The sequence below is a fragment of the Bifidobacterium thermophilum genome (assembly GCF_002846655.1).
GTDB lineage: Bacteria > Actinomycetota > Actinomycetes > Actinomycetales > Bifidobacteriaceae > Bifidobacterium > Bifidobacterium thermophilum.
On record NZ_PCGX01000002.1, the window covers coordinates 158,158 to 179,701 of the forward strand.

The 21,544-nt window shown below is 62.3% G+C and carries 18 protein-coding genes; 4 read left to right on the plus strand and 14 right to left on the minus strand.

Features of this window, described 5'->3' with window-relative positions:
* Window positions 1–43: 43 nt before the first annotated feature.
* Entirely contained in the window at window positions 44–2,548 is a 2,505-nt protein-coding gene (locus CQR48_RS01630) for an ATP-dependent DNA helicase RecG (RefSeq protein ID WP_101451764.1), read from the plus strand.
* Window positions 2,549–2,647: 99 nt separating this feature from the next.
* On the opposite strand, the gene rsmD is transcribed toward CQR48_RS01630, so the two are convergent.
* Window positions 2,648–3,235 (minus strand): 16S rRNA (guanine(966)-N(2))-methyltransferase RsmD, encoded by a 588-nt coding sequence (gene rsmD, locus CQR48_RS01635; RefSeq protein WP_101451765.1) that lies wholly within the window; start codon window positions 3,233–3,235, stop codon window positions 2,648–2,650.
* 254 nt (window positions 3,236–3,489) lie between these two features.
* Between rsmD and CQR48_RS01640 the strand changes: the two genes are divergently transcribed.
* Window positions 3,490–4,092, plus strand: coding sequence for a nitroreductase family protein (locus CQR48_RS01640; protein ID WP_015449823.1), 603 nt, complete (start codon window positions 3,490–3,492; stop codon window positions 4,090–4,092).
* 220 nt (window positions 4,093–4,312) lie between these two features.
* Here CQR48_RS01640 and trmD read toward each other — a convergent pair whose 3' ends face one another.
* The 7 genes from trmD to cysS form a co-directional block, all read right to left on the minus strand.
* Window positions 4,313–5,344 carry a tRNA (guanosine(37)-N1)-methyltransferase TrmD gene (gene trmD, locus CQR48_RS01645; RefSeq protein WP_101451766.1) on the minus strand — a complete coding sequence of 344 codons (1,032 nt, stop codon included), beginning with the start codon at window positions 5,342–5,344 and terminating at the stop codon, window positions 4,313–4,315.
* 255 nt (window positions 5,345–5,599) lie between these two features.
* On the minus strand, window positions 5,600–6,181 hold the full coding sequence (rimM, locus tag CQR48_RS01650; RefSeq protein ID WP_033506859.1) for a ribosome maturation factor RimM: 582 nt from the start codon (window positions 6,179–6,181) through the stop codon (window positions 5,600–5,602).
* Window positions 6,182–6,189: 8 nt separating this feature from the next.
* Complete coding sequence (locus CQR48_RS01655; protein WP_015449829.1) at window positions 6,190–6,423, minus strand: RNA-binding protein; 234 nt, start codon at window positions 6,421–6,423, stop codon at window positions 6,190–6,192.
* 1 nt (window position 6,424) lies between these two features.
* Window positions 6,425–6,886 (minus strand): 30S ribosomal protein S16, encoded by a 462-nt coding sequence (rpsP, locus tag CQR48_RS01660; RefSeq protein WP_033493826.1) that lies wholly within the window; start codon window positions 6,884–6,886, stop codon window positions 6,425–6,427.
* Window positions 6,887–7,123: 237 nt separating this feature from the next.
* Window positions 7,124–8,155, minus strand: a complete 1,032-nt coding sequence (locus CQR48_RS01665; RefSeq protein ID WP_180335087.1) for an endonuclease/exonuclease/phosphatase family protein — start codon at window positions 8,153–8,155, stop codon at window positions 7,124–7,126.
* A 186-nt stretch (window positions 8,156–8,341) separates the two neighbouring features.
* Complete coding sequence (gene ffh / locus CQR48_RS01670) at window positions 8,342–9,982, minus strand: signal recognition particle protein (protein ID WP_015449832.1); 1,641 nt, start codon at window positions 9,980–9,982, stop codon at window positions 8,342–8,344.
* Between the two features lie 368 nt (window positions 9,983–10,350).
* Window positions 10,351–11,961, minus strand: a complete 1,611-nt coding sequence (gene cysS / locus CQR48_RS01675; protein ID WP_101451787.1) for a cysteine--tRNA ligase — start codon at window positions 11,959–11,961, stop codon at window positions 10,351–10,353.
* A gap of 80 nt (window positions 11,962–12,041) precedes the next feature.
* Here cysS and CQR48_RS01680 point away from each other — a divergent pair, with 80 nt between their 5' ends.
* Window positions 12,042–12,767: a type 1 glutamine amidotransferase gene (locus CQR48_RS01680; RefSeq protein WP_015449834.1), complete on the plus strand. Its 726-nt coding sequence runs from the start codon at window positions 12,042–12,044 to the stop codon at window positions 12,765–12,767.
* A gap of 75 nt (window positions 12,768–12,842) precedes the next feature.
* Window positions 12,843–14,960: an ABC-F family ATP-binding cassette domain-containing protein gene (locus tag CQR48_RS01685; RefSeq protein ID WP_101451768.1), complete on the plus strand. Its 2,118-nt coding sequence runs from the start codon at window positions 12,843–12,845 to the stop codon at window positions 14,958–14,960.
* A gap of 237 nt (window positions 14,961–15,197) precedes the next feature.
* Here the strand turns inward: CQR48_RS01685 and ilvN are convergent, their stop codons facing one another.
* The 6 genes from ilvN to CQR48_RS09280 all read right to left on the minus strand — a co-directional run bounded on the left by ilvN (window position 15,198) and on the right by CQR48_RS09280 (window position 21,399).
* Complete coding sequence (gene ilvN / locus CQR48_RS01690) at window positions 15,198–15,752, minus strand: acetolactate synthase small subunit (RefSeq protein WP_015449836.1); 555 nt, start codon at window positions 15,750–15,752, stop codon at window positions 15,198–15,200.
* A gap of 38 nt (window positions 15,753–15,790) precedes the next feature.
* Window positions 15,791–17,713, minus strand: a complete 1,923-nt coding sequence (locus CQR48_RS01695) for an acetolactate synthase large subunit (protein WP_015449837.1) — start codon at window positions 17,711–17,713, stop codon at window positions 15,791–15,793.
* A gap of 313 nt (window positions 17,714–18,026) precedes the next feature.
* Window positions 18,027–18,980 carry a ribonuclease III gene (gene rnc, locus CQR48_RS01700; RefSeq protein WP_101451788.1) on the minus strand — a complete coding sequence of 318 codons (954 nt, stop codon included), beginning with the start codon at window positions 18,978–18,980 and terminating at the stop codon, window positions 18,027–18,029.
* 483 nt (window positions 18,981–19,463) lie between these two features.
* Window positions 19,464–19,658 carry a 50S ribosomal protein L32 gene (rpmF, locus tag CQR48_RS01705; protein ID WP_015449839.1) on the minus strand — a complete coding sequence of 65 codons (195 nt, stop codon included), beginning with the start codon at window positions 19,656–19,658 and terminating at the stop codon, window positions 19,464–19,466.
* Window positions 19,659–19,754: 96 nt separating this feature from the next.
* A complete protein-coding gene (locus tag CQR48_RS01710) occupies window positions 19,755–20,348 on the minus strand; it encodes a YceD family protein (RefSeq protein ID WP_101451769.1) in 594 nt (197 codons plus the stop codon).
* 1 nt (window position 20,349) lies between these two features.
* Entirely contained in the window at window positions 20,350–21,399 is a 1,050-nt protein-coding gene (locus tag CQR48_RS09280; RefSeq protein ID WP_244898880.1) for a cell division protein, read from the minus strand.
* Window positions 21,400–21,544 lie beyond the last annotated feature (145 nt).

Here is a 21,544-nt window from a genome sequence, read left to right on the forward strand (position 1 = left end):
GCCCTCCCCGCCGCGCAGAACCGAATGTGGGACAATAAGAGGTATGACCGTTTCACTGACCACCCCGCTAGCCAAGCCGTTGACCAACCGTCGTCGGGTCAGCGCGCTGAAAGGCCTTGGCTTGGTCACGTGCGCGGACGTCCTGACGTATTACCCGTTCCGGGTCACTGATCCAGTGCCCCTGCGGGCGGTGCGAGAAGGCCGAATCGGCGAGCCGATGGCTTTCGCCGGTGTTGTGCGCGATGTTCGCGTGATGCAGATGAACGCCCGCCGCGGCTATCGGGTCCAAGCCATGGTCGACGATTCCGCGTTCGCCGCCCAACGCCACGTGCCCGGCTCCGTCACCGCACTCGTATTCTTCTCCTACAAGCAGCAGTACGTCAATTGGCTCAGCGCCCGACTACACGCCGGCGCGTCGGTGGTCGTGTGCGGTACACCCAGCGAATACGACGGCATGCCACAGTTCACCCACCCAGAAGTGCTCACCGTTCCGCCCACCCCAACCGCATCGCAGGAATCCGCCCGCGGCCTGCGTTTCGACGCTGACAGCATCGATGACGCGTTGCGGCGCGTCTGCCGTCCGCGCCCGGTTTACCACGCCAATTCCCGTATTTCCAGCGAGCATATCCACGATTCCATCGTCACCGTGTTGCATGCGCTCGCTGCCGGAGACGATGACGAAGCCGAGCTGTCTACCGCGCAATCCGAAAGAACCGCGCAATCCACACAATCCGGAACACACGGAACGACCGGCACAACCGCAATATCACCGGAACCCGCGGAACCCCAAGAATCCGCACCATCACTATCCCGCGCATCTTCTCTCTCGTCAGCCCCCGACGGCATAGAGACATCCCCCAAAATCCCTACTGCCGCCTTGCGTTGCGCCATTCCCGACATCCTGCCCGAGAGCGTGCGTGAAGCATGCGGCCTGATGCATCGGGCCGAAGCCTTCCTTGCCATACATGAACCTGATTCGGTGGACTCGTTCCGGCAAGCCCTTCACACCTTGCGATATGAGGAAGCGTTCATCTCGCAGACCGCCGTCCTGCAAGAACGCGAGCAAGCGCGCAAAGCCGAGACCTTCCCCTGCACTGACGGCGACATGCGCGAAACTTTCATCGATTCGCTCCCCTTCACCCTGACCGGCGGGCAGACCAGCGTCATCGACGATATCGTCCAAGACATGGGCCGCGACTACCCGATGCAGCGCCTGCTGCAAGGCGAAGTCGGCTCCGGCAAAACCGTGGTCGCGCTCGTCGCGATGCTGCAAGCCGTCGGATCGGGCTATCAAGCGGTGCTTGTCGCCCCCACGCAGGTGCTTGCCGAGCAACACGCCGAAACCATCGGCGGCATGGTCAGCAAGGCGGGACTTGACATTCCGGTCACGCTGGTCACCGGCGGCATGAAGCTTGCGGCACGTCGCAAAGCGCTCGCGGCGGCGGCGAGCGGCGAGCCGGGCATCATCATTGCCACGCACGCCGCGTTCTCGAGGACATTCCAAGCGCCGAATCTTGCTCTTGCGGTTATCGACGAGCAGCACCGATTCGGCGTCGAACAGCGCGAAACCTTGCTGCAACGCGGTGAGAAGATCCCGCATCTGCTGGTTATGACGGCCACGCCGATTCCTCGCACGGCCGCGATGACATGGTTCGGCAGCCTTGATTTGTCGTGGCTGACGGAGCTGCCGGGCGGCCGCAAGCCGATCCGCACCTTCGTGATTCCCGAGGCCGACGGCCCGACTATGGCGAATATGTTCCGGCACATTCGCCGCAGGATTGACGCGGGGGAGCGCGCGTACATCGTCTGTGCGCGCATCGACGAGGATGAGAGCGACGACCAGGCCGGTCAGGATGCCGAACTGTTCGAAGAGCCGGACGATGCCTCCGGCTCGGGGGATGGCACCGGTGGGTCATCGTCCGCCCAACCCAAGCCCCCGCTGCATGCGGTCAGCGAAATCGCTGCGCGGCTTGAAGCACTCCCGCAATTTCAAGGGGTGCGGTTCGCGACCTTGACCGGGCGCGATGATGATGCGACCAAGCAACAGGTGATGGCTGATTTCGCGGCCGGCGTCACACCGGTCCTCGTGGCGACCACGGTGATCGAAGTGGGTGTGGACGTTCCGCAGGCCAGTTGCATCGTGATTTTCGATGCAGACCGATTCGGCTTGTCACAGCTGCATCAGCTGCGTGGGCGTGTCGGCCGCGGCGGCACGGATTCGTGGGCGTTTCTCGTGTCCCGGGCGGAACCGGGCAGTATCGCCGAACAGCGGCTGGCTGTGATTCAGGGTTCGCTTGATGGCGCGGAAATCGCGCAGGCGGATTTGGAGTTGCGCGGCGCCGGCGATGTGCTGGGCGATGCGCAATCCGGCGGAAAATCGGGCCTTAAGCTGCTGCGTGTGGTCAAGGATGCGAAGATGATTGCGGATGCCCGTGCCCGCGCTGAGCAGGTGCTCGCGGATGATCCGGGGCTCGACCACGAGGTGCAGCTCGCCGGAGCGGTCCTCGATTTCACGCGCGGCAACGAATCCCACCTCATTAGCAGCTGACTCTCTGTTTCTGCCGACGCTGGCGGGTGGCTGAGCGCCGGTAGAGGGTTATGCTCCTGCTTCTGCCGACGGTGAGTTGGGCTGAGCGCCGGTAGAGGGTTATGGTTCTATTTTTGCCGACGGCTCAAGATAGATGACCGCGGTTTCGCCGTACGTACGCGCGTCAGCCTCATGCCATCCCGCCGGGGGAGTGAGCGCATCAGACCGCACAGACCGCTCGACTACGATCATTGTGTCCGGGCCTGTCGTCGCTCCCTGCGCGAGCGCATCCAACAGCGTGTTGCATTCCTCGGTCGCATACGCGTACGGCGGGTCGATGAACACCAAGTCAAACGGCGCGCCATGATACGAGTCAACGAACACCTCAGCGCGCCGTCTCATCACCCGTGCAGACAATTCGGGACGCCACGCCTTGGAACGCTTGAGCTGGGCGAACGTGCCGTTGATGAGCGCCGCGGCGGGCCCGGCGGACTCCACAGCCACCAACGACCGTGCTCCGCGCGACAGCGCTTCGATACCGAGCGCTCCTGTCCCGGCGAACAGGTCCAGTACATTGGCTCCCCGCACCAGATTCCACGAGTCGAGATGGGAGAACACCGCCTCTTTGGTGCGGTCGGTGGTCGGTCGGGTTCCCGGCTTCGGCGTGGCCAACGCCATGCCCTTGAATCGTCCTGCAATCACGCGCATACTGACCACTCTACCCGCGCTCCGGTCACTGGCGTGCGTGTGACGTCGCCCACATATTCTGTCAGAGAAAACACGGGTGCCGAACCGGTCCGACATGTACCGTAAAACCAGCAGGACAGATGATAGGCCCGTTGCAACGGTACGCGCATCATCCATCCTCGGCAGCAGTCCGCTGAACCATATTATTCGTATCACCGAAAACCCGGATGACCGGAACACTCCGCAACTCCGCAACCGCCACTTTGGGAGGCACCATGTCCGCTTTTGTTTCCGCGATTTCCGCCCGTCGCTCGCAGTATGCGCTGTCTGACGCTGCCGCGCTGTCTGACGCCGAAATCGTCGATCTTGTCCGCTCGGTCGCCGGCGAAGTTCCCAGCGCCTTCAATTCCCAGCCGCAGCGCGTCATCGTGCTGTTCGGCGCGGAACATCACCGTCTGTGGACGATTGTGCACGACGCCCTGCGCGCCGTGGTCAAGGACGATACCGCGTTCGCCGCCACCGAGCAGAAGATCGCCGGTTTCGACGCCGCGCGCGGCACGGTGCTGTACTTCGATGACACCACCGTCACCACGAACTTGCAGGAGCAGTTCCCCTCCTACGCGGCGAACTTCCCGGTGTGGGCGCAGCAGGCGAACGGCATGCTCCAGTTCGCCGTCTGGTCGGCGCTCGCCGAGGCGGGTATCGGCGCGAACCTGCAGCATTACAACCCGCTGATTGATGACGCGGTCCGTGAGGCCTTCGGCATTCCCGAGAATTGGAAGCTGGTCGCGCAGATGCCGTTCGGCGAGGTCACCGCGCCCGCCGGCCCGCGTGAGCATATGCCGCTGGACGAGCAGGTCAAGGTGCGTGGCCTGTGACGCGGTATCACGGCTGAACTCTGGTAGCCTGCGGCAAATCTACAGCTAACCTACAGCTAACTTGCGGCCTGTCGGGAGTGATTCCGGCAGGCCTTCGTAATATCCCGGATACGTGTGGTGCGGGAATACTCAGCACACCTGGAATATGCAGCACATCTGGAACGCCGGAACGTCCAGAATACGACGGACGGCATGCCCAGTAGTCTAGCCGCTCGGCCGTCTACTCCCGATTCAGCCGCCGCGGATGCTCTGCCGAAACCTCCCAGCCGAGCGCCATCAGTGTTTTACGGTCGGCCTTGCTCAGCTGCGCACAATCCAGCTGTACAATCAAATCAGGCCGAATCGCATCGGTACGTGCCAACGCCTCATCGCGGCGGAAGCGGTCGACTTTCCCGTGGTCGCCCGAAAGCAGCACATCAGGCACGCCCATTCCGCGCCACACCGCCGGCCGCGTGTACTGCCGATGCTCGAGCAGCGCCTCGGAACCCGTATATGATTCCTCCACAATGGACTCCGGGTTTCCCATAAACCCGGGCAGCAGGCGCGTAATCGCCTCCAACATCACCGATACCGCGACCTCCCCGCCGTTGAGCACATAATCACCAATCGAATATTCGCGTACATCCACGCCCTGCGCCCGGTAGTACTCAGGAATGCGCGCGTCATAGCCCTCGTAGCGTCCGCAGCCGAACATCAGTCGTTTGGCGTGACTCAGTTCTGTCGCGTCGCGTTGGGTGAACAGGGGAGCGGAAGGATTGGGGAAGATCAGCACGGTGCCGAGATTGTGGGTGGGAGCCTGTGAATCGCTGTTGGGTACCGTATCTGCCGATGCACTGTCGGATGCCGGCAGATGCTCCGCGTCGCCGGTGCCGTCGCTCTCGGCGGCTGTCACAACCGTGCCGTTGCCCGGTGATCCGCCCGCTGCGGCGCTCGTCGTAACCGTGGCGTCAGCGCCGTCACAGACGCCTGCGCTGGCATTACTATTGCTGTCGCTCTCGCCATCGGCGTTCATCTCGCGCGGTTCTAGCCCGAGCAGATCGTCCAGGCATTCCGCCCAAACTTCCGGTTTCATGACCATGCCGGCGCCGCCGCCGACCGGGGTATCGTCCACGGAATGATGCACGTCATGCGTCCAATCGCGCAGATTGTGGGCGTGGACACTGACGAGCCCCTTGCTTTGCGCTTTGCCGAACAGGCTTAGGTTCAGCACGTCGAAGTATTCGGGGAATACGGAAACGATATCAATCTGCATGCCCACCACTGTACCGGCCTGCCGTCCCAAGACGCGGGAATACCGCCGCCGCGTGTTCAACGGTACCGATGCCGACGATTCGCGGACGGTATCCGTCGGGCGGGCCAGACGACGTGAGGGGTGTGCGCCCGGTTTGGAACACACACCCCTCACGTGTTCTGGTCTCTTGATGTCGCGTGACATTGATGATGACGAGATGCCGATATCATCGGGCGTCATGCGCCGGACGCAGATCGTCAGCCAGTCACAAGGCGGTCACCAGCCGGGAATCAGCCCTCCCGGCGGGTCGAGCGTCAAATACCCGTTCTCGAGGTCGATATCCGGCACCAGCTGGTCGACGAACGGCACCAGCGTGCTGGTTTCGCCGTCCACCGGCTTGGCGAGGCGGATTTTGAGCAGGTATTGGGCGCCTTCGATGACGTCCACGACCTTGCCGACCTTCTGTCCGGCTGGCGCGCCGAGCATGTTGTCCTCGGCGAACCGGGCTTCCAGCCCCAAGAGATCCTTCGGATACCATGCGTCCTCTTCGAGCATGTCCTCCGGATCGTCGGCTTCGCCGTACAGGACGGTGCCGTTGAGGGCTTCGGCGGCGTCACGGTCGTCGACACCTTCGAAATGGATAATCCAACGGTTCTTGAAGGTCCGCGAATGCGCGACCTCGAACTCCTGTTCGCTGTCACGCGTATAGAGCAGGGAACCCGGTTCGAACCGGTAGTCAGGCTCGTCGGTGAACACCTGCACGGTGACTTCGCCTTTGAGCCCTTGAGCGCGGCCGATACGACAGACCCTCAGCAGTTCGCGCTGCTGAGGGTCGTCGGAGTGTTGCTGATGCACCACGCTCTCGCTCACCTGCGTACGTCCATGATGTCGACACGCACTTTGTGGTCGGCGATGGCCTGCACGACCGTGCGAATCGCATTGGCCGTACGGCCCTTGCGACCGATGACACGGCCGATGTCCTCAGGGTTCACGCGCACGCGCAGCAGTTCGCCGCGCGCGTTCTCGTGGGATTTGACCGAAACGTCGTCCGGGAAATCCACGATGTTCTTGATGAGGTGTTCAACAGCTTGGGCGAGCATGTCACTCAGCCTTTTCCTCGGCCGGTGCTTCAGCGGTCTCCTCGGCCTTCTCAGCCTCGGCGGCGGCTTCGGCCTCAGCCTTGGCCTTGGCCTCAGCTTCGGACTTGGCGGCCTTCAGCTTCTGTGCCTGGGCTTCAGCGGCCTCGACACGAGCGGCGGCGTCCGGACCGGCTTCCGGGGTCTTCAGGGTGCCTTCGGCGCCCTCAATGCCCTTGAACTTCTGCCAGTCACCGGTGATCTTCAGCAGCTTGAGCACAGGCTCGGACGGCTGCGCGCCGACACCCAGCCAGTACTGAGCGCGCTCGGAGTCAATCTGGATAAGCGAAGGCTGCTTGTTCGGATCATAGATGCCGATCTCCTCGATGGAGCGGCCGTCGCGCTTATTGCGCGAATCCATGATTACTACGCGGTAGAACGCGTAGAACTTCTTGCCCATGCGCTTCAGACGAATCTTGGTTGCCAAAATGGCTCTCCTTGTATTGATAATGCGGGTTACAGCTTCTGTGTGGGGCACGGAAACCGAACCCACGTGTTCCTCATGACTGCGGAAAGAGAGGGCTCCGCACCCATGAATAACTGAACAAGTATAGCGCAAACCCCACGATGTTTCGGCGTGTCGTGCGCAGTGCCATCTCCTCTCCCACAAACTATCTACGCTAAGGCTCCTGTTTGCGTAGACAGTTTGTGGAGGGGAGGGAGGTTACCGCACACTCAAGGTGACGAGCAGCGCCCGATGATCGGTATCGCGCACGGTGATGGCTTGCCCCGAATGGAAGACCACGCCGCTGCTCGCCAACGCATGGTCGAGCTCGATACGTGGCCACGGCGTCCAAGAGGGGAACGTCAGCGTCGGGCCATGCGCAACATCAAGGCTCGCGTCATGCACTCCGGTGGCAAGTACATCACGCAGGCACCGGTGGTCAAGGCAGGCGTTCAGATCCCCGAGTACGACCACAGGCTCCGGACTGGTCGCGATGGCATCCAGCGCCCGCACGCCGTACGACCATTCCCGGCACCCGCGCATCGGCGATTTCGTGTGTGCGGCGGCGAACGTGACTTGGCGTCCTGGATCGCTTGGAGCGCCCGGTGTGCCGCAGGCGTCCACATCGATGGTGATGGCGGGAACATCCGCCGCGTGGATATTCAGGAACGTCGCAATCCGCCCGACCGGTTCGACACGCGACCAGATCGCGTTGAACCCGCCGTTGTCTCCGGCATGCTGCGCGCCCTGCTGGCAGTAGGGCAGCAGCGTGTTCAAGCCCGCGTGCGAGAGCCGTTCGACGAGCTCGTCAGTGAGTTCTTCAAGCGCAAGCACATCGATGTGCCGCTCCCGGACCAGCCGCACGATGTTCTCGGCATCGGCACGTCCATAGCGGCAGTTGAGCGTCATCGCGCGGATGACACCGTCGGCAGAGGCTCCCGAATGGCCGGTTCCATCGGCCGCGGTGTTCGCCGTTGCCCGCGACGTGTTGGCGGTTCTGCCGAACAGATGCCGATAATACGGGGATTCGCCCGCAATCACCAGAACGAGCAGCACCGCATACAGTGCCGCACCCCACCAGCAGCCGAGCGCCGCCGACCAGACCGCGCCGATGACTGCCGGCACCCACAGATGCCGGTCAAGCGCGGTGCTGTATGGCATTGGCATATGCGCTTCCACGCTCGCAGGCACAAAGCGCAGCAACCACCATATCAGCAACAGGACGGCGATTATCGTCAATACCACGGCCATTCGCGTTCGCTCCATTCACGTCTGTACAGTCCACCTGACCTGTGATGGGCATTATAGGGGAGATGGTGTGATGAGGCCCGCAAGCATCGTAAACGCTTGCGGGCCTCATGAGATTTGCTGATTCAACTGACTGGTTCAATCATTGACGCCGCCGCTGGGCGGTCATGAACCTGAATCGGCGTAGCTTCAGCCGAGCAGGTCGCCCAATCCATTGCCGAGATTCGGCGGCAGATCAGGCATGCCGTTCTCGCCCATCATCTCCTGCAATCCGGCAGGAAGTGCGGGGTTCTGTGGCTTCTTGGCGAATGCGGAACCGCCGGAGCTCTTGCCGCCGCCAGCGAGCCGCTGGCGCAATGCCTTCTCTTCGGCTTCGCGCTTCATCGGATTGCCGGACTTCGAGCCTTTCTTCTTCTTGCCGCCCTTCTTGTTCTTCTTGCCGCCGCCGGGGCCGCCGAATCCGGGGATACCACCCATACCGGCACGGTTCGTCATGCGGCGCATCATCTTGGATGCCTGCTCGAAGCGCTCCAGCAGACCATTGACCGCAGACACGGTATTGCCGGAACCATAGGCGATGCGGGCGCGGCGAGAGCCGTCGATGATCTTCGGGTTGCGACGCTCCTCAGGCGTCATCGAGCGGATAATCGCCTCGGTGCGGTCGATTTCATGCTCGTCGAGCTGCTCCAGTGCCTGACGATGGGCCGCCATGCCCGGAATCATGCCGAGCAGGTTCTTCATCGGGCCGAGTTTGCGCACCTGCTGCAACTGCTCCAAGAAGTCGTCAAGCCCGAAGGTGCCTTCGGACATCTTGGATGCCGCCTCGCGGGCCTGCTCCTCGTCGAACTGCTTCTGCGCCTGTTCGATAAGCGTGAGGATATCGCCCATATCGAGGATGCGGGACGCCATGCGATCGGGGTGGAAGACCTCGAAATCCTTGAGTCCCTCGCCGGTTGAAGCAAACAGGATCGGCTTGCCGGTCACGCTGGCAACCGACAGAGCGGCACCACCGCGGGCGTCACCATCGAGCTTGGACAGGACCACGCCGGTGAAGTCCACGCCTTCGTCGAAGGCCTTCGCGGTCTTGACCGCATCCTGGCCAATCATCGCGTCGATGACGAACAGGATTTCATTGGGATGCACGGCGTCGCGGATGTCGCGCGCCTGCTTCATGAGCTCTTCGTCAACGCCCAAACGGCCGGCGGTATCGATGATGACGACGTCGTACAGCTTGCGCTTGGCGAATTCGATGGAATCGCGCGCAACCTTCACCGGGTCGCCCGTGGTTTGGCCGGGGGCTGCGACCGCCTCGCCGCCGTCGGACTGCACACCCTTCTCGGGGGCGTACACCGGTACGCCGGCGCGCTCGCCGACGACCTGCAACTGGGTGACCGCGTTCGGACGCTGCAAATCGGCGGCGACCAGCAGCGGGGTGTGGCCGGCGTCTTTCAGCCAGTAGCCGAGCTTGCCGGCGAGCGTGGTCTTACCGGCGCCCTGAAGGCCGGCGAGCATGATGATTGTCGGCGGGTTCTTCGCGAAATTCAGCGGACGGTCGACGCCGGCGCCGAGAATCGCGGTCAACTCCTCGTTGACGATTTTCACGACCTGCTGTGCCGGATTCAGCGCCTGCGAGACTTCCTCGCCGAGCGCGCGTTCACGCACGCGGCCGGTGAAGGAACGGACGACTTCAAGCGACACGTCGGCGTCGAGAAGCGCACGGCGGATTTCACGGATGGTGCCGTCGATATCCGCTTCGGAAAGCTTGCCCTTGCTCTTCAAATGCTTGAAGGCATTCGAGAGCCGGTCTGTCAAAGAACTAAATGCTGCCATAATGCATTCCAGTCTAGCCGTGATGCGGGAAAAACCGCCACCCGCGCCCCTCCTGTTTCTGCCGATGCTGGGACCGGTGTGAGCGTCAGCAGTGGGTTGTGCTTCTATTTCTGTCGACGCTGACGGGTAGCTGAGCGTCGGTAGAAGCTTGCATACACAAACTAGCTACGCGTGGGCTCTTGTTAGCGTAGACAGTTTGGGGAGATGGACAGTCATGACTTTGCGCGATTGGGATTCCTAACCTCGTAGGACCTCAAACCTCGCAGGGGTCCTAACGCCGCGAGAATCCAAACGGCGCAGGAACCGAGTCGCTCGGAATCCTGCGCCGTTCGCATCGCCGCATCACTGTGCCGCTTACGCCGTTTGCGTCACTTGAGCGACCAGGTCGAGCCGGACGGCGTGTCCTCGATGGCGATACCGACCGCCGCAAGCTCGTCGCGAATCGCGTCGGCCTTCGCGAAATCCTTCGCGGCGCGCGCGGTCTGACGGGCCTGAAGCTGCTCGGAAACCAAAGCGTCGAGCGCGTCAGCGGCCTTGGAATCCCCGCCGTCTTCGGCACCGGCCCACGGTTCAGCCAGCGGATCGAGCCCGAGCGTATCGAGCATCGCGCGCACGGACACCAACGCCTCGCGCACCTGTGCCTGCACCGCGTCATCGGCATGGTCCTCAACCTGCGACAACAGCGTGTTGCCGGAGCGAATCGTGCTGAAGACAGCTGCGATGGCACCGGACACATTGATGTCGTCGTTCATCGCGTTGACAAAATCAACAGGCAGCTGATCGGCGCCCACCGCGATGATTTCCTCACGGGACGGCTGACCGCCGATGGCGGCGCCGGCGCGTTCGATGAAGTTGCTCACGCGCACAAATGCGGCCTGCGCTTCGGTGAGCGTCTGGTCGGACCATTCGAGCATCGACCGGTATTGCACGGATCCGAGCGCGTAGCGCACCACCCACGCGCTGTGCTCGGCGAGCACAGCCGGCACGGACAGTCCGTTGCCCAATGATTTGGACATTTTCTCGCCCTTGGCGGTCACCCACGCTGAATGCATCCAGCGGGCCGCGGAATTCCAGCCGGCCGCGCGGGTCTGTGCCATCTCGTTCTCATGGTGCGGGAAGCGCAAATCAAGCCCGCCGCCATGGATGTCAAACGCCTCGCCCAGATAACGGTGGCTCATCGCGGAGCACTCGATATGCCAGCCGGGACGCCCCACACCGAACGGGGTCGCCCAGCGCGCGTCCTGCGGATCGGTGGCCTTCGGCGCCTTCCACAGCGCGAAATCACGGGGATCATGCTTGTCAGGGGAGGCATCTGCCGGGTCAACGGGGTTGTATTTGTCGGTGCCTGCCGCGTCCACGCTCGGACCCATGCGGTCGGCGACCGCCGCGGCCTCATCCGCCTCGACGGCGCCCTGCTTCTGATGCGTCAATTCGCCGTAGTGCGGCCAGCTTGCCACATCGAAATACACGTTGCCGGTCGGGTTGCCGTCGGCGTCCTTCACCACGTAGGCGTGCCCGTTGCGGATAATCCGCTCGATGAGCTCGACCATGTCGGGGATATGCCCGGTCGCACGCGGCTCGACTGTAGGCGGCAGCACGCCGAGCGTATCGTAGGCGCGGGTGAACTCACGCTCGTAGTAGTACGCGCGCGCCCACCACTGCTGTCCTGCGGCGGCGGCCTTGTCGAGAATCTTGTCGTCGATATCGGTGACGTTGCGCACGAAAGTCACGTCATAGCCCAGACGCAGCATCCAGCGGCGGACGATGTCGAAGGCGACGGCGGCGCGGATATGCCCGATATGCGGGGAGCTTTGCACTGTCGCACCACACACGTAGATCCCCACATGGCCGGGACGGATCGGCCTGAACGGCGACACGGCATGCGAGGCAGTGTCGTACAGATTCAGCCCGGCGGCGGCTCCTGCGAGCTCATGTGCGCCGGAAATGTTGGAATTCTGCGGTTCTTCGACGTTTCCCATACCCATGAGCGTATTCGATTTGCCAGACAAAATCGGCCGGGTGTTCGCATGTTTACATAGGCAATGCCACAATGGTGTGTATGACGCAACCAGAAGTGCTTATCGTGCAGCATGTCCCGTGGGAGAAGCCGGGGCGTATTTTGGATAGCCTTGAGGACTTGCAAATCCCGACGCAGACCGTCAACATTGTCAAGGAAAAGAAGCCCGACCTGCCGGATTTCAAGGAGCTCGCAGGCGTGGTGATTATGGGCGGGCCCATGGGCGCCCAGGACTATGACGAATACCCGGGTCTGAAGGCGGAGGAGAAGCTCGCGCGAGCCGCGATCAGCGTCGGCAAGCCGGTGCTCGGCATTTGCTTGGGCCATCAGATCATCGCCGGGGCGCTGGGCGCGAAGCTCAGCCATGGCAAGGAGCCGGAAATCGGTTTCGCTCCGATCAAGCGCGTTGACAAGCATGATTACTTCTCCATGTGGGGCAAGGAACTCAACGTTCTGCACTGGCACAACGACGTGGTCGGTCTGCCGGAGGGCGCCCAGCTGCTCGCCCGGTCGGCGAATACGAAAAACCAGGCGTTCCGGGCGGGCTCGGCCTTGGGCTTGCAGTTCCATCTGGAGGTCACGGCCACGCTGCTTGACGAATGGCTCGCCGAACCGGCCATGGTCGAGGGGATGAAGAAGTCGCAGATTGCCAAGATCCGCGATGATTTCGCCGAATACGACCCGCAGCTGCAGCCTTTGGCCGACCAGGTCTTCTCCGGGTTCGCGGCGCGTTGCAACACGTATATCCGCACGTTGCACGGACGCTGATGCCGCTGCCGTGTCATCGGCGGCCGGACTCGTCTGCCCGGGCGTGCCTATGCTGGGCGATACCATGGGGGCATTATGCCGACTTATGATCTTGGATTGGAACACGTTTCGCTTTCGTTCGCCACGAAAACCATCTTCACCGATGTGACGCAAGGGGTATTCGAAGGCGACCGCATCGGTATCGTCGGACGCAACGGCGACGGCAAATCCACGTTGTTGCGCCTATTTTCCGGGGAGCAGCAGCCCGATTCCGGCCGTGTAATCACACGCAACGGGCTGACCTTCGGCATGCTCAGGCAACGTGATCCGCTGGACGACAACGCGACGCTGCGCGAGGCGGCGCTCGAGGGACGCGAAGACTACGAATGGGCGTCCGACACGTCATCGCGCGAAATCGTCGAGGCGCTGCTCGGAGGCATGAGCCTTGACGCCAAAGTCGGCTCGCTGTCCGGCGGCCAGCGCCGTCGCGCCGATCTGGCCCGTCTGTTGCTCAAGGACTGGGATATCCTCGCGTTGGACGAGCCGACCAACCATCTTGACGTCGTGACGATTCACTGGCTTGCCGAACACCTGAAGAACCGTTGGGCGTCCGGTCAGGGTGCGCTGCTGCTGGTCACCCACGACCGGTGGTTCCTTGACGAGGTGTGCGAATCGATGTGGGAAGTGCACGACGGGCTGATCGACCCCTTCGAAGGCGGGTACAGTGCGTACATGCTGCAACGCGTGGAACGTGACCGTCAGGCCGATGTGCGTGAGGAACGCCGACGCAATCTCGCCCGCAAGGAGCTCGCATGGCTGTCCCGCGGCGCGAGGGCGCGTTCGACCAAACAGAAGTTTCACGTGAAACAGGCGCGCGAGCTCATCGCCGATGTGCCGCCGATGCGCAACACGTTGGAATTGAAGCAGATGGCGACATCGCGATTGGGCAAACAGGTCGTCGATCTGATTGATGTGACGCAGATTTATTCGCAGGATGACGAGCGTCGGCTTGATGCCGATGCTGCCGCCGTCACCGCGGCATCCGGGCGTGTGGACGTGGTTCCGCCGCTGTATGCCGAGCCGATTGTCACCGGTTCGGTCCAGCTATCCGTCGACCCGGATGCGCCGATTCCCGGCACAGGGGAACGCGAGACTTCCGCTCATGTGTCCGAGGCAAGCGATGCGGATGGGACGCCGGTCGCCGATACCGCCGCCGCACGTACGGTGACCGTATCCGGGCGCAAAATCCTTGATGATGTGACCTGGCTGATCGGCCCAGGCGACCGATTCGGCATTGTCGGTGCCAACGGCGCCGGCAAATCCACGTTGCTCAAGATCATCGACGGCACCCTCACCCCGACGTGCGGGCACGTGAATATCGGCAAAACCGTGAAATTCGCGGTGCTTTCGCAGCGGCTCGACGAGCTGGAGAAACTCGGCAAATACAAGATCAAGGAAGTGCTCAGCCGATACAAGCCGAGCTATATTGTCGACGGCAAGGAAGTCACTCCTGCCCAGCTTATGGAACGGCTCGGCTTTTCGTCAGCCCAGCTTATGACACCGATCAGGGACTTGTCAGGCGGCCAGAAACGCCGGATGCAGCTGTTACTAATTTTGCTTGACGAGCCCAATGTTCTCATCCTCGACGAGCCGGGCAACGACCTGGACACCGACATGCTCGCGGTGATGGAGGATCTGCTCGACACTTGGCCGGGCACGCTGATTGTCGTATCGCACGATCGGTACTTGTTGGAGCGTGTCACCGACGAGCAGTTCGCGTTGATTGGTGGTAAAGTCAGGCATCTGCCCGGCGGCGTCGGCGACTACCTTGATATGGTCGAACAGGCCAGGAAAGACGGCGATTGGTCGGCGATTCTCGGCACCGGCGATGACCGGAAGGGCGGCACTGGTACCAAGGGTGGCTCCGCCGCCTCGGACGACGGCAAGCAGTCGGATGCCGACCAAGCCAAGCCCCAGACACACAAGCTGGGCGGCAAGGAATTCCACCAGGTATCCAAGCGGGTGTCCGCCATCGAGCGCAAACTGGCGAAACTCGAGGAAAGCCGCGCTGACATCGAGGCGAAGATGGCCGCGCATAATCCCAGTGATTTCGCCGGACTCAACGAGCTCAACACGCAGCTCAACGTAGTGACGGACGAGAAAGACTCGCTTGAAGCTGAATGGCTGGAACTATCCGAAGAGTTGGAAGGCTGACCGGCGGGCAAACGACATCTGAGCTGGACAGTCATCCAGTTCAGATGCTGCATGCCAATCGTTTGGTGGACAGACGGCCCTCCTGCCAGACGGACATCTGCTAGGCGGGCGACCTTTCAAGCAGCCAATCTCGCTTGCCTATGAAACAGCCCCGTGAAACCCAAGGCTTCACGGGGCTGTTTCATAGGCAAGCGTACGGCTCGCACGGATCGTACACTTCGCACAAATCGCTGATAATCAGCGGCCGGTAATCTCCGAACCGATGACCTTCTCGCTCAGCGCCTTCGGACCGCGGGTCACCGCGACCGCGCCGGAACGGACCAGCTCAATCACGCCGTAATGCTCAAGCAGACCGAGCAGTGCGTCAATCTTGCCTTCCGCGCCGGTCGCTTCGATGGTCAGCGACTCCGGGTTCACATCGACCACACGCACACGGAACAGACGCACGATCTCGAGCACGTCGGAACGGTTGGATTCGTCGGCGCTGACCTTGATGAGCACAAGTTCGCGTTCGACTGTGTTGTTCGGATCCAGCTCGACGATCTTCAGCACATGCAGCAGCTTGTTGAGCTGCTTGATAATCTGCTCCAGCGGTACCGCCTCGACATCGGCTGTCACCGTGATGCGGGAGATATCCGGGCGTTCCGTAGGCGAAACAGACAGCGAGTTGATGTTGAACGCACGACGGGCGAACAGGCCGGCCACGCGCGCGAGCACGCCAGGACGGTTTTCGACCAGCACGGACAGGGTGTGACGCTCGGAACCGGGCTGTGATGCGGGATAGTTTGCCATGATGACTCCTCTAAACCTCGATGCCTTCCTTGCTGGACTCACGCCGCGTCCGCGGCTGCGACGGAATTGCCAGTGCTGCCGGCTGCGGCCTTCGCCTGTGCGGCGGGGCTGAGCAGCGGTCGGACACCCGGACGGTAGGCGACCTCGTCGTTCGAGGCACCAGCCGGAACCATCGGCCATACCATCGCGTCCTTCCAGACGCGGAAGTCGATGAGCACCGGGCGGTCGTTGATCGCATTGGCCTTCTTGATTGCCTCAAGCGCCTCATCCTTGGTGAATGCGCGCATGCCGACGCAGTCGTAAGCCTCCGCCAGCTTCACGAAATCAGGCACATCGACGATATCGTCGCGGTTCTCGCCGTCGTTCAGGCTTGTCGCCGAATAATGATGGTCGAAGAACAGGGTCTGCCACTGGCGGACCATGCCGTACACGGAATTGTTGATGATCGCGATCTTAATCGGCGTGTGGTCGAGCAGGGCGGTCGCCAACTCTTCGGAGGTCATCTGGAAGCTGCCGTCGCCGTCGATAAGCCACACCGGCTTGCGTCCGTTGAATTCGCGCTGCGAGCCGACTTTCGCGCCGATTGCGGCGGGCAGGCCGAAGCCCATTGTGCCCAGGCCGCCGGAGGAGATCCACGAATGCGGATGCTCGAAGTCGATAAGCTGCGACGCCCACATCTGGTGCTGGCCGACGCCCGCGACCCAGATGGTCTCGGGATCGGCGTTCTTGGACAGCTGTTCGACAACCCACTGCGGGGAGAGTGATCCGTCCACGGGGGCGTCCTGCGGCTCGTCGTACGTGGTCGGATACTTTTCACGCCATTCGTTGATCTGTGCCCACCACGGCTTGAGGTTTGGCTTGCTGTGGATAGCCTGCTGACGCTTGATTTCGGGGATTAGGTCGTCAAGCACTTCGGCCACGTCGCCGACGATTGGCACGTCTGGCTGACGGTTCTTGCCGATTTCTGCCGGGTCGATGTCGATGTGGATGACGCGGGCGGCGGGAGCGAAGGAATCAAGCCGGCCGGTCACTCGGTCGGAGAATCGCGAACCGATGGCAACCAGCAGATCGCAACGCTGGACTGCACCGGTCGCGGCGATGGTGCCGTGCATACCGAGCATGCCGAGCACCTTCGGATCGGAATCCGGGACGATGCCGCGTGCGGGAAGCGTAGTGACGATTGGTGCGCCCGTCAGATCGGCGAGTTCCTTGACCTGCTTACCGGCGTTGGAGCGGACCGCGCCGCCACCTACATACAGCACCGGGCGGTAGGACTGCGAGAACAGCTTCGCAGCATCCGACAGCACATGGCCATGCGCCTTGGTGGTGGGGTTGTAGCCGGGAAGAATCATCCGCTGCGGCCAGGAGTAATACATCTGGCCGTTTTGCGCGGTCTTCGTCAAATCGACGACCACCGGGCCGGGGCGGCCGGAACCGGCGATGTAGTAGGCTTCGGCGAGCACGCGCGGAACATCCTGCGCATTCGTGACCAGATATGAATGCTTGGCGACCGGGTAGGTGATGCCGACGATATCGGCCTCCTGGAAGGCATCGGTACCGATGGCGCCCACGCCCACCTGGCCGGTGATGACGACCATCGGGATGGAATCCATATTGGCGTCCGCGATGGCGGTGACCACGTTCGTGGCGCCCGGGCCGGAGGTGACGATGCACACGCCGACCTTGCCGGTCGCGACGGCGTATCCTTCTGCCGCATGGCCTGCAGCCTGCTCATGACGGGTCAGCACGAAGCGGAACTTGGTGTGCTGGTTGATGGCGTTGTAAACAGGCAGGATGGCTCCGCCGGGGATGCCGAATACGTCCTTGACGCCCAGATCCTCCAGCGCACGGACCAGCGCCTGTGCGCCGGTCATTTTCTCACCGTCGACGATGGACTGTTTCTCCGTTGCGGGTGCCTTAGGCACGCCGCTGAATGCCTGAAGTGGCGTTGGTGTAGCCATGATCCCTCTCATGTGTGTATTGGTGGTGCTCCGCTGCGGCGTCGCCCCTGGTGAGGCGCAACCCGGTGAGGCTCCTGTGCCGCTTGTCCCGCTTGTGGCGGTCTGGCAGGCAAGATAGTTGTATTGGTCTTATCGTAATCGCCTGTGGAGAGATAATCGCCGGACCGACCACATGATGGTAACGGTTCGGCGATTATCTCTATAGAGGTGTTGTGGCTGGGTGAGGGCGTTGCGGCTGCCTGCGGGGCTGGCCAGCACGTTGCCTGCGGAGACCACCTGTGCGCCTGCCTGCAACGGTGGCGTGTACGGGCCGTCAGGCGGCGTCGGTTGCGTGGTCGGTGCCGGTGGTTGCGGTGCCGTCGTCAGCGTTGCTGTTGCCGCTGATGCCCTTACCGTCGTTGCTGCCATTAACATCTGCGGTATCGCTGGAGCCTGCATGGGCGCGCATACGATTGCAGTCACGTTCGCGTTGTTTGAGCGTATGCCACGCCTGTTCCGCCGCGGCAAGTTGCGCCTTGCGCTTGCTGGTCCCCGAACCGGTCCCCAGCAGCGGGTCCTCGCCTTCCTGCGCGATCGAGCCATGTTCGTCGCGGATCGGCAGTGTCCAGCGCTTGCCATATCCGCCGGGAAGAATGGCCCGGGCGGTGAACTGTTGCGCATATTCCGGACCGCTGACCGACATGCGGTACACCGGCTCGGTCAAATCCATGTGATGGGCGAGCACGGTCAGCGAGGTCTTCCAATCCAAAGCCGGGCCTTCTGTGGCGACTTCCCGGAGCGTATCGTCCACCAGTCGGTGAACCACCTCACGCGCCCCATCGATGCCGTGTTCGACGAAAGTGGCGCCGATCAGGGATTCAACGATGTCGCACAGAATGGAACTTTTATCAGCTCCGCCGGATTCGGATTCGCCGTGGCCGAGCAGAATGAATCGTCCGACATGGAGTTTGTCGCGCGCAATGGCCGACAACGATTCCTCGGACACCGCCTTGGCGCGCATCTTCGCCAGCTGCCCTTCCGTCATGTCGGGATGCGCCTTGAACAGGGTCTCTGTGGAGACCAGTTCCAGCACTGCATCGCCGAGGAACTCCAGCCGCTCATAGTTGGGGGCGCCGGGATGCTCATGGGAGAACGAGCGGTGCGTCAACGCCTGGACGAGGAGCTCAGGGCTGATGGTGGTGCCGAGTGCGTCGAGCAGTTCCTTGGTCGGCGCCTGATCTGCCGCTTCCTGTCCGGAAACGCCGACATGATGCCGTTGCTGGGACATCTCGTCGGTATGGTTTGCGGGCGATGCGCCGGATGGGTGACGCTTGTGTTGGTGTTGATGTTCTGATGTGCCGTCGCGGTTGATAGCCATGCTGGCCCCCTGTCTGTGTCCTGTTCTGCCGTCACGCATGTGCGTGACGGCTCGGCGGCTTCCGGTGTTCTGCTGACGGCCGAATCAGGGGATGTCCCCGTTGTGGTAGCCGGCAGGATGCCTGAAGTCCATGTCTTGATGGCTTGCGCGTCGGGGATTGCTCGTCGGTTGGCAGGCATTCCTTCTGTGCAAGACCTGACCACTATCATACCGGCGGTCGTGATATTGCCGGTCCGCGGCGCAACGCACCCAGAGGGGACGGGTGGGGTATTTGCTTGGTATGCTGCGTCTCGGTCGCAACGCGGGCGGAATCGTCGCAGATACGACAGAACCCTGCCACCCGTCGATGGCAGGGTTCTGATCTACTGAATTACCTCAGCTGCTCCGGAGCGCTCACTTGGTGTGGGCGGACTGGATGGCGTCACGATAGACGCGGCCGCGGAAGGATCCGCAGCTCGGGCAAGCCACGTGCGGCAGCGTCGGAGCGCCGCAGTTCGGGCAGGTGACGGTCTGCGCGGCAGACGCTTTCCAGTTCGCGCGACGCGAATGCGTATTGGCGCGCGAGGTCTTGTACTTAGGCAGTGCCATGGTGTAATCCTCTATTTCGTTCGAACGATTGAGCTTAAGCGTTCAGAATTGTACCGCATAGCTCGTACAACGTCCATCGGGGCGGCATGGCGCCGGTCAGCGATCCTTCGTTTCCCGCTCAAGCTGTTCCTTGAGCCCGGCAAGCGCCGCGAATCGGATGTCTGTGGTGTCGTGCTTGTGTTCGGGATGCTCGTTGAGGTTGATGCCGCATTGCGGGCACAAGCCTTTGCAGTCGGGCTGGCACAGCGGTTGCAGCGGCAGGCTTTCGGCGAAGGTGTCGCGCAGCAGGGCCTCGAGATCGGCGAAGCAACCGTCGGGGCTAAGCGGGTAGGTGTCTTCGGATTCCTCTTCTCCGGCGATGATGTCGGTATCGTCGTCCGTTTCGTCTTCCTTGTAGGAGTAGGGGAAGAACGCGGTGACGTCGGTGCCCCAGTCGTGTTGCAGAGGTTTGAGGCAGCGGGTGCATTCCGCGTGGACGGGGGCGGTGATGTGGGCGTGGAATACCAGGCCGTCAATGATAGAGTCGAATGCTCCGTTCACATGAATCGGCTCACCTTCGGTCACGCCGACAATGACGTCGCCGATTCCGCTCGGGGCGGGGAAGTCCGCGTCCACGGGGGAGCTTTGCCCCGGTCGTGAGGCGACTTGCGCCACGGATACTGCCCATGCTGAATCTTCTGGACGTGCCATATCAAGCCTCCGGATAGTCGTCTGATTGGATGTGGTCAAGCCGTGCGCTCGCTTCGCGTTCGCGCTGGTCGAGTACTGTCAGGCCGCCCCGCACATCTTGGCTGAGCTTGTCGAGCTGGTCTTGCAGACCTTGCATGACATCGGTGCAGTACTGGTTGGCGCCGCTGGTGAGTTTGTCGGCTTGTGTTTGTGCCTGGTCGAGGATAGCACGCGCTTTCTGCTTCGCGATATTGGTGATGTTGTCCTGCCCGGCGAGGAACTGTGCCTGCTCCTGGGCGTCCCGCACGATGTCCGCGGCGCGGCTTTGGGCGGACGAAACGACCGCGTTCGCTTGGGTTTGCGCGTTTTCGAGACGGCGTTCCGCTTCGCGCATCAGCGCCGAGGCGCGTTCCAGCTGGACGGGCAGCATGGCTTTCAATTCGTCGAGTTGGCTTGCGAATGCGTCGCGGTCGATTCTGACTTGGGAAGGGGCGAAGATGCTGCTTTTTGCCTCGTCAAGCTGTTGTTCAAGGGAGTCGATGATGTCGTAGACGGTGGTGAATTCCGCGCGGCTCTGGTCCTCCGGATCGGCGTGCGGGTCAAGGGCGTGCGGATCGGTGGCATGCTGGTCGCGTCGCGAGTTGGCACGCACATCATTGCGACCGGTGGAAGCGTCTGCGCGGTCGTCGTCCCCGGGAGTGTCTGAGTTAGCGCCGCCGTGGCTCGACGGGTCGCGCAAATCCGGCAGGGAGGACATATCGAACGGGGAGAACACCGGTTTCGCCGTCGGTTTCGTGTTTTCGGGGTGTTCTGCGACTTGTGCGGTACGAGTGTTGCCGTCATGGGGGACACCGCTCGGGGCACTCCCCGCGGCGGGTTCGTCTTGCCTGACGTCGGCGGATGGTGCCGATGCCGAAAGCGGTGTGGTCTGGTGTTGTGCGGGAGTCTGGGCGTTTGCTGACATGCTGGCTGACGCGCTGGCTGGTTCGCTTGCCGGATTGCCCGTCTGGCCGTCGCTGGTATCGGTTGCGTGCTGAGGATCGTTGGCGTTGTTGGCTTCCTCGCCTGTCATGCTGTCTCCTTGCTACCTGTGGTGTCCTGTGGCTGTCAGTGCCGGTGTGCGGTCGGTCGCGCTCGCCGCATCCGCAATGTTCTGCTGCCACATTGTTGCGTCTTCCTCTATCGTAGGCGATACGTCGGCGGTGTCGGGATCGTTT